At 53.9% G+C, this 11,782-nt stretch carries 12 protein-coding genes; 1 reads left to right on the top strand and 11 read right to left on the bottom strand.

The features are described from left to right. Positions 1-225: 225 nt before the first annotated feature. Positions 226-783, bottom strand: a complete 558-nt coding sequence (locus A3OW_RS0100700; protein ID WP_020561523.1) for a MarR family winged helix-turn-helix transcriptional regulator — start codon at positions 781-783, stop codon at positions 226-228. Here A3OW_RS0100700 and A3OW_RS0100695 point away from each other — a divergent pair. After that, complete coding sequence (locus tag A3OW_RS0100695; protein WP_020561522.1) at positions 739-1,140, top strand: YybH family protein; 402 nt, start codon at positions 739-741, stop codon at positions 1,138-1,140. The genes A3OW_RS0100700 and A3OW_RS0100695 overlap by 45 nt on opposite strands. A 333-nt stretch (positions 1,141-1,473) precedes the next feature. On the opposite strand, the gene waaA is transcribed toward A3OW_RS0100695, so the two are convergent. From waaA to nqrF, 10 genes are all read right to left on the bottom strand, one after another. Continuing rightward, complete coding sequence (waaA, locus tag A3OW_RS0100685) at positions 1,474-2,736, bottom strand: lipid IV(A) 3-deoxy-D-manno-octulosonic acid transferase (RefSeq protein WP_020561520.1); 1,263 nt, start codon at positions 2,734-2,736, stop codon at positions 1,474-1,476. A gap of 66 nt (positions 2,737-2,802) precedes the next feature. Further along, positions 2,803-3,528, bottom strand: a complete 726-nt coding sequence (dnaQ, locus tag A3OW_RS0100680; RefSeq protein ID WP_020561519.1) for a DNA polymerase III subunit epsilon — start codon at positions 3,526-3,528, stop codon at positions 2,803-2,805. A gap of 56 nt (positions 3,529-3,584) precedes the next feature. Then, a complete protein-coding gene (locus A3OW_RS0100675) occupies positions 3,585-4,115 on the bottom strand; it encodes a YcxB family protein (protein ID WP_026223227.1) in 531 nt (176 codons plus the stop codon). A gap of 71 nt (positions 4,116-4,186) precedes the next feature. Further along, entirely contained in the window at positions 4,187-5,494 is a 1,308-nt protein-coding gene (locus tag A3OW_RS0100670; RefSeq protein WP_020561517.1) for an NAD(P)/FAD-dependent oxidoreductase, read from the bottom strand. A gap of 179 nt (positions 5,495-5,673) precedes the next feature. Beyond that, positions 5,674-7,347 carry a DUF6600 domain-containing protein gene (locus A3OW_RS26155; protein WP_157385755.1) on the bottom strand — a complete coding sequence of 558 codons (1,674 nt, stop codon included), beginning with the start codon at positions 7,345-7,347 and terminating at the stop codon, positions 5,674-5,676. Positions 7,348-7,564: 217 nt separating this feature from the next. Further along, a complete protein-coding gene (sbcB, locus tag A3OW_RS0100660; protein ID WP_020561515.1) occupies positions 7,565-9,046 on the bottom strand; it encodes an exodeoxyribonuclease I in 1,482 nt (493 codons plus the stop codon). 24 nt (positions 9,047-9,070) lie between these two features. Continuing rightward, positions 9,071-9,466 carry a CBS domain-containing protein gene (locus tag A3OW_RS0100655; RefSeq protein ID WP_020561514.1) on the bottom strand — a complete coding sequence of 132 codons (396 nt, stop codon included), beginning with the start codon at positions 9,464-9,466 and terminating at the stop codon, positions 9,071-9,073. A gap of 86 nt (positions 9,467-9,552) precedes the next feature. Then, complete coding sequence (gene nqrM / locus A3OW_RS0100650; RefSeq protein ID WP_020561513.1) at positions 9,553-9,732, bottom strand: (Na+)-NQR maturation NqrM; 180 nt, start codon at positions 9,730-9,732, stop codon at positions 9,553-9,555. A 222-nt stretch (positions 9,733-9,954) separates the two neighbouring features. Next, positions 9,955-10,374, bottom strand: coding sequence for a DUF2845 domain-containing protein (locus A3OW_RS28385; protein ID WP_020561511.1), 420 nt, complete (start codon positions 10,372-10,374; stop codon positions 9,955-9,957). A gap of 184 nt (positions 10,375-10,558) precedes the next feature. Then, positions 10,559-11,779: an NADH:ubiquinone reductase (Na(+)-transporting) subunit F gene (nqrF, locus tag A3OW_RS0100635; RefSeq protein WP_020561510.1), complete on the bottom strand. Its 1,221-nt coding sequence runs from the start codon at positions 11,777-11,779 to the stop codon at positions 10,559-10,561. Positions 11,780-11,782 lie beyond the last annotated feature (3 nt).

The following is an 11,782-nucleotide window of genomic DNA, read 5'->3' as shown; positions in this document are numbered from 1 at the left end:
ATTATTTTTCAATGAAAGGATGAGCCGTTCAGGCTTTCCCGACAAGCATAGCCAATTTTATGCCGGCTGACTCCGAGTAAATACGGCACTCCAGTGTCCCTTCCGTTTTTAATCGATTATCCGGGTTATTCTAACTTAATCATTCCGTAAATAACGATGCAATTCTTGAGCTGTTTTTCCCGGTAAAACCACGTGGACCGGGCTTTCGGGTTTCTCCTTCGATTTTTAATCGTCCGCCAGCAAGCGCATGACCTCCCGCCAGGCAGCCTCCTTTTCGTTACCCACTTGGCGAAATACGCGCGCAAAGCGTTCTCGCTGATCCCCCGACAAAAGATCTTCCATCCGCGCCCCGTCTCCAGTAAGGCGTAAGCGTTTAATGCGCCGATCCTTGGTATCCGGCGCCGATTCAATCAACCCTTGTTTCAGCAATTGCCGTAAAGGAGCATTTAACGATTGTTTGCTGACATTCAAAATTGCCAGAAGGTCATTGACGCCGAGTCCGGGATTCCGGCCGACAAAATACAGAATGCGGTGATGGACACGGCAAAGCCCGTGCTCCGCCAGCATGGCATCCGGTCTGGCAACTACGGCGCGGAATGCAAAATGCAGAGCCTCCAATGCATCGTTGAGTTCCTGCTCTCTTTCCGATGAAAGATCAATTAGGTCAATCATATTGACATTATGGCGTAAAACTTTCAAAATGGATACGTCAATAACATTGACCTTATTGGAGCAGTCATGGCGATCATTTATCGAGATTTTGCTGTCGAGTTTGCCCGGCACTGGATTGCTGCCTGGAACCGGCACGACCTGGACGAGGTATTGAGCCACTACGCAGACGACATTACGCTTTTCTCTCCCTGCATTATCTCCATCGCCGAAGAGCCGAGCGGGATTCTCTGCGGAAAAGAGGAAATACGCGCCTACTGGAGAAAAGGCCTGGCGCTTGTTCCCGATTTGCATTTCGAGCTGCACGACGTGTTGACGGGCGTCAACTGTCTTACGATATATTATCAAGGGCACGCAGGCAGGGTCGCCGAAACGTTTCGGCTGGACGAATCCGGCAAAGTCACGGAAGCGTATGCCTGCTATACGGTGCCGCCCGGCTTTGAAGCAAATTCCTGCAACTCATGCGATTGATCATCCGGACTCTGCGCCATGCCAACCGCATTGACTTCGATGATCTGCTTGGCAAAGCCCGGCTCCGGGCGTTCGTTTCAAACGCCACCGAGGGAGGTTGAAACAGGTTCTTCGAGTCGGATTGGTGCCGGCAAGGCTAGGCCGGCCACTCCGGCCGTACGTTTGCTTCTGGTCTAGAAGTAATAAAAGGGAGAATGAATTCGCCCCTACCCCGGTAATCCGGGCAGACAAACTGAAAATAGTTTAGCTTACGGCTTCCGGTTAAGACGGCTGCGAGGCCGGCAATGAATTGGAGCAAGCCTAAAAACGGCATTAAAAAGTGTTGCGGTTTCTTCAAATGCTCCGGTAAAGCTCATCGCAGATCCGATCGATGGCGCCCCGGTTGTCGTTGAGGAAGTGTCTGCTTTTGGCGACCAGCGCGTCACGTTCTTCGGGATGGGTGTAAAGTTTCAGGACGGCTTTGGCAATCTCTTCTTCATTCAGGCATTGAACGGCGGCCCCGCGCTCCAGAACTTTGCCGGCAATTTCCCGGAAATTGGCCATGTAGGGTCCGAACATCACCGGCACGCCGACCGCCGCCGCCTCCAGGATGTTGTGGCCGCCTACCGGCACCATGCTGCCCCCGACGAAGGCGATATCGGCGGAGGCATAGAACATTTTGAGCTCTCCCATCGTATCGGCGAGATACACGTCGGTGGCGGCGCTGCACGCCATTCTCGAAGTCCGGGTGACTGCATGCAGCCGATTTTGTTCGCACAGTTTTCCGACTTCCGGAAACCGCTCCGGATGCCTCGGCACGATGACCATCAACAATTCGGGAATCCGCTGTTTCAGTTTTTTGTAGATCGGAAAAAACACCGTTTCTTCGTCCTTGTGCGTACTGGCGAGGAGCCAGACAAAGCGGCCTTTGAACCAATGCTCCTTCAGTTTAAAACCCGCCACCAGAGTCTCTTCGGGAATGTCGACGTCGAACTTCATGTTGCCCAGGGTTTTGACGGATTCTTCGGCGGCGCCTATGTCGAGAAAACGGCGGGCATCCTCACCGGTTTGGGCGGCGATCAGTCTGACTTCGGCCAATGCGGGCCGGATCAAGGCGGGAATTTTCCGGTAGCCGAGCGCCGATTTTTCCGACAGCCGGGCATTGATGATGTATAAGGGAACCTTGTGTTCTCCGCAGGAGGCAAACAAGTTCGGCCAGATCTCGGTTTCCATGATCACCGCCAGTTTCGGTTTAAAACGGCGCATGAAACGCCGGAGGACAAAGGGAACGTCATAAGGCAGATAGACGTGCGCGACGGTATCCTTCATCATAGCTTGCACCCGGGCGGATCCGGTGGGGGTCGTCGTCGTAACCAGTATCGGTGCTTCCGGCCGCCGTTGTTGCAGCCGTCTCAACAACGGAAACAAAGCTTCGGCCTCGCCGACCGAAACGGCGTGAAACCAGAGAACGCCCTGATCGGCTGGGTTTCCGCCGTAAAATCCGAAACGTTCGGGCCATCTTCGGCGATAAGCCGGGGCCTTAAGGCTGCGCCACAGCAAACGCAGCAAAATGAAAGGGATCAGCAGATAAAAGAAGGCCGAATACAGCGTTCTCATGAAGACTTCGCAATCATTGACTGAGGAATGAAGATGGAGGCGATCCAGGTTAAAACGGCCGGCTTGCTATTGATTCCAGAGACAGACGCCGCTCGCTTTCTCAATGGCCGCCAGCCGCTGCCGGTGCGCTTCGGATTCTTCCTCGCTGCAGCGGATGATTTTCGTGAGAGGCCGGTCGGACGGCAGGCGCACCAAGGCTTCGGCCGTTTTCTCGCCGGCGGCGGTGCCCAGGTCTTCGTCCAGCAGGGAAAACTGGCCGCCGGTCATCAAGAGATAAACGTCGGCCAGAATTTCGGCGTCCAGTAAAGCGCCGTGCAATTCCCGGTGGCTGTTGTCGACGCCGTAGCGTTTGCACAACGCGTCCAGACTGTTTCTCTGGCCCGGATGCTTCTGCCTGGCGTAGGTCAGAGTATCGAAAACGTCGCAATATTCGGCCACGGTGCCTTTCGGTTCCGGAAGCAGGGAAAATTCGTGGTTGATAAAACCGACGTCGAACGGCGCGTTGTGAATGACGAGTTCCGAGTCGCGAATGAACTCGATCAAATCTTCGGCCACGTCCTGAAACCTGGGCTTGTCTTCCAGAAACTGGTTGGTGATGCCGTGGACTTCTATCGCGCCGTCGTCGATCAAACGATCGGGGTTGATATAGACATGGAACCGGTTGCCGGTCAGCCGGCGGTTGACCAGTTCCACGCAGCCGATTTCGATGATTCGGTGGCCTTCCTGAGGATTCAGACCGGTGGTTTCGGTATCCAGAACGACCAGGCGTTGCTTGACGGTTCGCTGTTGCACTGACTAAAACTTCCTGAAATTTGAATCTTGGAGCTATCTTGATAATCCGACAGAACTTATGCGTAGCGCTCGATCATTTTTTCCGCCTGTTCGGCGAATTTTTCGAGATCGCCTTTTTTAACCCGGTCGACCGGTATCACCAGCGCCATATCCAGCGTGATGAAGATGTAGACGTAGCGTTTGCCGTACTCGACCCGAACCAGCTCGGACCAGAGCATTTTATTTTTGCCGCTGGGCGATTTTTCCAATAAAAAAGTCGGATTGGCCGGATCGATCGTCAACGTGTACATTCCGAACATATTCTTTTTTTCGAGCTGCGTGTATTTGCCCAGCACTTGACGGCGCAGATCGTACAGGATGATTTTCGGAGACAGCCAGGCCCAAAGCACGGCGATTGCGACAATATAGGCGGTCGACGTTTTGTCGCCGTAATAATACAGATAAAAAGCGCCGATGAGCAGCATGATGGCCGGCAGGATCCACCGGTTTCTCCGGATGTTGTCCTGTATGTCCTTCGACTTCAGGAACTGCGCTTCGTTAAAATTTACCAAATCTTCTTCAAGGAACTCGTATTCAATTTCTAGCATGTCGGTTTTCTGGTTGAGATTCAATAGGCAAGACGGGAGGATCGGGATGCGTTCCCTTGCCGTGTGCTGTTTTAGTGTAATTTAATGGTGGCGTGGGCGCTGCGTCGGAACACGTTGGACAGAGTCAGCATCGCCGTGCGGAAATAGCCGTGAACCGCCACCTGATGCATCTTATACAAGGACAGATACACGACCCTGGCGATAAATCCGCCGATCGTGATCGTTCCCATCAGATTGCCCATCAGATTGCCGACCGTCGTGTATTGCCCCAAAGACACCAGCGAGCCGTAATCGCGATAGACGTATTTTACCGGCGGTTTGCCTTTCAGCCGATGGATCAGGGATTTGTATAAAGTGGACGCCTGCTGATGCGCAGCCTGGGCCCTGGGCGGAACATTGCCTTTATGCCCCTGCCAGACGCAAGCCGCGCAATCGCCCATCGCAAAGATGTCGTCGTCGGCGGTTTTCAGCGTTTCATCGACGACCAACTGATTGATGTGATTGGTTTCCAGTCCGTCCAGTTGCTTCATCCAGTCCGGCGCCTTGATGCCCGCGGCCCAGACTTTCAGATCGGCGGGTATGACTTCGCCGTCGTGAGTCGTCACCGAGTCCTTGGTGACTTCCGTGACTCGCCGGCCCAGTTTGAGATCGATGCCCAGCTTGACGAGCTGCTGTTGCGTGGCATTCGCCAGCCGGGGAGGCAACGCCGGCAACAGTTGCGTGGCCGCCTCGATGATGGTCAGTTTGACTTTGTTCGATTCCTGAAGCCCATAGACGGCCAATAGATTGGATACTTCGTGCAACTGGGCGGACAACTCCACCCCCGTCGCGCCGGCGCCGATAATGACGATGGACAGAGGCTTGCCGCTGGCACTGTCCTTGCCCGCATAATTTTTGATGTAGGTTTCGACCAGTTGCTTCTGAAACCGGAAAGCCTGAGTGGTGGTGTCCAGAAACATGCAATGCTCGGCCACGCCTTTGATATTGAAGGTATTGCTGACGCTGCCGACCGCCATGACCAGCGTATCGTAGTTGAGGGTGGCCTTGGGAATCAGTTCTTCCCCGCTGTCGTTGTAAGTCGGGCTGACGTAAATCTCCTTTTTGCTCCGGTTCAATCCTTCCATTCTGCCCAGCCTGAAGCGGAAATTGTTTCGGTAAGCCTGGGACAGATATTCGACCTGTTCCGATTCGTCGAGGGTTCCCGCAGCCACTTCATGCAGCAAAGGTTTCCATATGTGAGTCGAAGTCGCGTCGAGCAATACGATTTCGGCCTTTCCTTTTTTCCCCAGGGTCCGCCCCAATTTGGTCGCCAGCTCCAATCCCGACGCTCCGCCTCCGACGATTACTATCTTGTGTTTCTCGCTTTTCGCCTCAGCCATAGTCATCCTCTATAACAGATATTTTTTCAAATAGTATCACATTATAGCGAATCGGCTCTCGCACCGTGGTTTTTGTTGCCGGGTTCGAGTCAGAGCGGTTTTGCAACCGGCCTGACGATAAAGAAGATCTCGAAGACCGGTTAAATGGCGGTGTCGAACGAACCGAAGCGATCCGGCCTTTATCTGGATCGCTGGCCCCGGCTCAAACTTCGGCCGCTTCGGATTCTTCCGCCCTGTTCCGGCGGCATTTGCCCATCGGTCGACTGCGGCATGGACGGTTGCTCCATGATCGGCTGCTCGATCATCTCCCTTTGGGGGCGCAATCTTTCCGCATCCGGCGCCTTTTCCGGCTGTTGCGAATCCATCGGCGGTTGGCGGTATAACTGTTCCTGCTGACGATTGATCTCTTCCCTCTGACGGGCGGCATCTCTGGCCCGCTCTTGCTCCATCTGCCGCTGTAATTCGCTTTGCTGTTGACGATCGAGTTGTTCCTGACGACGGACGGCTTCTTCCATGCGCCTTTGCTCTTCCTGCTGTTGCCGTTCCAGTTCCTGTTGCTGGCGTGTGGAAGTTTCCGTTTGCCGGCGGATGGATTCCCTCCGCAGACGTTCCTGTTCATCCTGCCGTTGCCGCTCCAGATCGAATTGCCGGCGGCGCTCTTCTTCCTGCCGGCTTGCGGCTTCCCGTTGCAGGCGCTCTTCTTCGGCCCGCTGCTGCCTTTCCAGTTCCTGTTGCTGACGTTCCAGCTCAAGGTCCCGATCGGTCGCTCTTTCCTGTGGTTGATTTATGCTGCGTCCTGGTCTCAAAGGTAAATTACCCTCTGGTTCGGGAACAGTCCAGAGCGGCACCGCCGGCTGCGGTATTACGGGCGGAACTGTTGCCGGCTCTTGAGGCTCGGCATAATCCAACGGAACGGGCCTGCCGCTCAAACGGCCGGGCACCCGGGGCGAGGCCTCGCGTTCCGGCCCACTGCGCTCGGTTGGTCCCGGAGGATAAGTAGCAAGCCGCTCGGAGAGTTGTCTGGCCTGTTGTTCCTGCTGCCGGACGACGTCGGGAGTGGGTTTGACGTCGATCGGCCGGTAAATGACCGGACTCCGGCTCGCTCTGCCGCGGCGGTCTTCCTTTTTCCATTCGGAATCCGTCATGACTTTGGGGGCTTCCGGTTTGATCCGGCTTCCGATGGCCCGTTCAATACGATGCACAGGGATGCCCTGGTTGATGATCCGGTCGTTGACCACCGTCAGGTTACCGGTCGGCTGAGTCGAATTGAGCAATTCCGGATTGCGGTCCGGCGCGATCAGGCGATGGGGTTTATGACGGCGCGGAAAATCCCGTTCACGAACAAACACCCAGGCATCCCAATGCACGTAGCGTCCGTAATCGAAATAAAAAGTCGAATAAGTGGCGTACGGATTCCAGAGATAATCGGGCGGCATGGGCGCCCACGAAAGATAGTCGCCGCCATACCGCCAGAATACCCAGGCGGGAGCCCACAGCGTTCCGGGCACCCAGATCCATCCGTACCAGTCGTCCCAAACCCAGCGTCCGTAATGAAAAGGCGCCCAGCCCCATACCCAGTCGGATACCCATAGCCAGCCATAAGTGACGGTATAGGACCAATAGCCGTCGGTATAGGGCCGCCAGTCCCTCGGCACATGCCGGGGATACCATACTCTTCCGTAAGTCCGGTGGTGAACCCAATTGCCGTAAGGGGCCAGCGCATCGTGGAACACGTCCGCTGCCTCGTCCCGGAAAGGATAGGCCTGAGCCGGCGGTACCGGTAACAGACAAATCAGCAGAATCACCGGTAACAATATTCTGGCCGGCAATCCTGAAGAATATTTAGCGTTCATGGAGACCTGCTCACAAGTATCGGGAAGTTTAAAGCGATTATTCGGATAGAAATCATATCAATCGAAACCTTAATGCAGTCTGAACATTGGTAGGCCTCATTTTTAGACTCTTCCGGTTATGGATGATTTCCTGGAACTGTCCAACCGAATCCGGGTTCCGGACAACGTGGGCACTCTTTACAAAGCCCATAAGATTGTCCGCCTCGGCGCCAAGCTCTCAGGTCGTCTGCTCATCGCAGTAAGAAAGTTCCGCTTCGTCCAGGCCCAACCAACGCATTTTCTCCAGTCCGTAGCTTTTCAAAGACCGGATCATTTCCTTATCGGCCTGCCCTTCGCTGTCAAGCTCCCGCAGCCGTCTGAAGTAATCGCGGAAAGTAATGCTCGCGCCGGGTTCCCGACCGGTCAGACGGCGCAGGCAAAAACCTTTCCATTGGGCGCTTTCTTCGCCAGTGAGAGAGTCGGGGTAGTTGCGCGCCCGATAGCGAAACAGCATTTCGGGCAGGCGGGAATCGGTGAACCGGAATTGCATTTTGGCCAGACGGTCGGGCGGCAACGTGCGTATGAAGGCCATGGTTTTCTTGTCGGCATCGCAAAAAAATCCGCCGCTGTAGATCGACAGATCGGGATCGGAGTCTAACGGAAAATCGCTTTTCCCGGTAAATACGACCGTTAGTTTTTCGGACAATCCCGTAGCCGATTTTATTTTGTCGAGATGAACGAAACACGTGCCCAAATCCAGCTCAAGGCGCTCCGCATCGGCGGGCCGAATGACCGAAAGCGGCGCCAGCACAGGGCATTTATTAACGTGTACCGTTTTCAACGGGATTCGGGCAATGCCTTCCGGCAAATCCTGGCTTGCCGTAAAAAGCCGCCGGCGTATTTCTTCCGGAGACAGTTCCAGCAGGGGTTCGGGATCGACCGACAAATCGTAGACGAGAATGCCGTTGCCGTTTACCGGATGAGAACAAAGAGGCACTACCAGAGCCAGGCAGGATTTCGCGGCCGGGTATCTGCCGGAGACATGAACCAGCGGTTCGAAACGGCCCGGTTTCAACAAGCCGAGCGCTGCGTTCTTGAGGCGGTTTTGCCAGAGGAACCGGAAGAGCCTGGGCTGAGCCTGGCTCAACAGTTTGGCAAAAGCAATGGTCGCATACACGTCGGAGAGCGCGTCGTGCGCGGACTGATGGGCAATGCCGTTGGCGACCGTCAATTGGTCGAGGCGGAAACTGGGAACGCCCTGTTCATTAGTGGGCCACTCAATGCCGTCGGGGCGCAGCGCCCTGGCGGCCCGGACTACATCGATCAAATCCCAGCGGGAATTACCGTTTTGCCATTCTCGGGCATAGGGATCATAAAAATTTCGATAAAGGCAATTGCGAGTCAGTTCGTCATCAAAGCGCAGCGTGTTGTAACCCAGCGTACAGGTATTGGCCTGGGCGATTTGTTGATGGATGAGACGGATAAACTCCGCTTCGCAGAGGCCTTTGGCTTCGGCCAGTTGCGGAAGGATGCCGGTGATCAGGCAAGCATCGGGATGAGGAAGCGTGTCTTCCGAGGGTTTGAGGTAAACCACCAGAGGATCGTCAATTTGTTGCAGATTTTCATCGGTGCGCACGCCCGCAAATTGCGCAGGCCGATCGCGCTGCGGATCCGTGCCGAACGTTTCGTAGTCGTGCCAGTACAACTCCTTTTCGGCCATCGACCACTCGGATACGATTAACGCTTAATTAAGTTTGGCCAAGGCTTTGAGCAGATCGGTTCTACTGATGATGCCGACCAGTTCGGTGTCTTCGAATACCGGAAAACTTCTAACCGAAGACTCCTGGAATTTTTTCGCCAGATCGACAATGCTCGTCTCGGGCGTCACCGTGATGATGTCGACGGTCATGTAATCACCCACTTTTCCGCTCATTCCCTGATTGTAAACGCTTTCCAGGAACACATTCATGCCGTCCGTTTCCGAAAACATGCCTTGCAGTTGGCCTCGGTCGTCGACGACCGGGGCACAGGTGATTTTATGGTCCATTAATTTTTTGATGGCATCGAAGACGTTGGTGTCCTTGGTCAGAGTCACCAGTCTTCGGGTCATATAATCCCCTACGGTAATTTTTGTCAGCATAAATTTCCCCTTTATTTATTCTCAACAGGCCCAATTATCGAACGAACAATGCCCCTAGTCAATTCAAGGTATTTTCCAATGCCGATCTAAACAGTCCCTTTGGCTTCCATTTTTTTCCGTTTTTCGCATTTCTCCACGCAAACGCACGCGCCCGAATTCAATCCGCCGCACGAGCCTTTGATTGCACGCCGGCCAAACATAACCCCGATCGCCATGAAAACGACCACCACCAGCATAATTGCAAAAGTCACCAAAAAATAAGTCATTGTATCACCTCACCATTTCAATTCGATCTGAAACGCTGCCGATTCCGATTCGACCGCAATAAAGCCCTTTCTTTCACCAGACAAGCATCCTCGATCGCCGAAATCATTATTCGAATTCATTTTACCGTGTCCATCTGAAGACAGACCACCGCCGCATTAGTTTAATAATATCAAAACAAAATTGCTGTGTTTTCTTGATTCCAACACAAAAATTCAAAAGCATCAGGGACTTCTTTCCAGATTTCTGATTTCGACCAGCCGCCCGTTTTCAAAACGAAGGTACTTGCGGAATCGTTTGGTGCCGAAATTGTACACCCATTCTTCCACTTGTACTTCTTCATAGTCGTGGATGTCGATCGTTCGACGCGGAAAATGGAAGGTGCTGCCGACCAATTTGGTACGGGTGTCGATGGATTCCGGCTCTCCGCAAACCGCATAGACGTCGTTTTTATAATCGCCTATGGAAACCAGTTTACGCCCGCAACGCATCGTGCTGCCGGAAGGCGAACTGGTTACACCGTACGGAGGATTGGTATAACCGAAGGAATAGCTGTTGCCGAGCGATCCCGAACTGCCGAACGAGATCCCGGAACAAGCCAAGAATATGAGCAATATTCCCAGCATTGGATATTTATTGACCATGCCATGACTCCGTTGACAATTGATGGGCTCATCGCATGATGTTTTCAATATTGCTGTCCGCATTGAAAGGGGCGACAAAACCTTATTTTCGATATAAGATCTTGGCAATCGGTAAAAGTTTAAGCTGTATGATAGAAGCCGTTCTCCCTGAGAGAAGTTCTTTTCACAGGGAGAATTGTTCCTTTTAACCGCCGAAATCGTCCAGCATGATGTTTTCCGGCTCGACGCCATTTTCCAGCAGCATGTTGATCACTGCGGCGTTCATCATCGGCGGACCGCACATGTAAAACTCGCAGTCTTCCGGTGCCGGATGATTTTTCAGATAGTTTTCATACAGCACGTTATGAATGAAGCCGGTATAGCCGGTCCAGTTGTCTTCCGGCAGGGGATCGGACAATGCCACGTGCCAGGTGAAGTTCGGATTTTCTTTCGCCAGCATGTCGAAATCTTCGACATAGAACATTTCGCGTTTGCTCCGCGCGCCGTACCAGAAGGTCATCTTGCGTTTGGATTTCAACCGGCGCAATTGATCGAAAATGTGCGAACGCATCGGCGCCATCCCGGCACCGCCGCCGACGAAGACCATTTCGGCATCGGTCTCCTTCGCGAAGAATTCACCGTAAGGGCCCGAAATAATACATTTGTCGCCCGGTTTCAAGCTGAAGATATACGAAGACATCTTGCCCGGCGGCACGCTTTCGTCGGCTCGCGGCGGCGGCGTGGCGATACGCACGTTCAGCATGATCTCCTTTTCTTCGGGATAGCTGGCCATCGAATAAGCGCGCAGAACCGGCTCCTTGACATCCGAAACGTAGCGCCACAGATTGTATTTGTCCCAATCTTCATGGAAACGTTCTTCGATGTTGAACTCCTTGTAGTTGACCACGTGCGGCGGGCATTCGATCTGAATGTAACCGCCGGCACGGTAGTCGATCGACTCGCCGGGCGGCAGTTCGAGCACCAGTTCCTTGATGAAGGTCGCCACGTTATGATTCGACCTGACCGTGCATTCCCATTTTTTGACGCCGAAAACCGAGTCTTCGACTTCGATGTCCATGTCGTGCTTGACGCTGACCTGGCAGGAAAGACGTTCGCCGCAAGCCGCCTCGCGCTTGGTGATGTGGGTCAATTCGGTCGGCAGGATTTCACCGCCGCCGGATTTCACCTTGACCTTGCACTGGCCGCAGGTGCCGCCGCCGCCGCAGGCCGAGGAGACGAACAATCCGTTGTCGGCCAGTGCGGTCAGCAGCTTGGCGCCGACCGGCACATGAATTTTCTTTTCATCATTGATCAGGATCTCAACGTCGCCTTCGGCCACGAGTTTCTTTTTCGCGCCGATGATCACGAATACGAGCGCAATCACCAGCGCCGTAAAGATGACAATCCCTAATAAAATATCCAGCATTCG

Origin of the sequence: Methylosarcina fibrata AML-C10 (assembly GCF_000372865.1) — a bacterium.
GTDB lineage: Bacteria > Pseudomonadota > Gammaproteobacteria > Methylococcales > Methylomonadaceae > Methylosarcina > Methylosarcina fibrata.
This window is presented reverse-complemented; position numbering and strand designations above follow the sequence as displayed.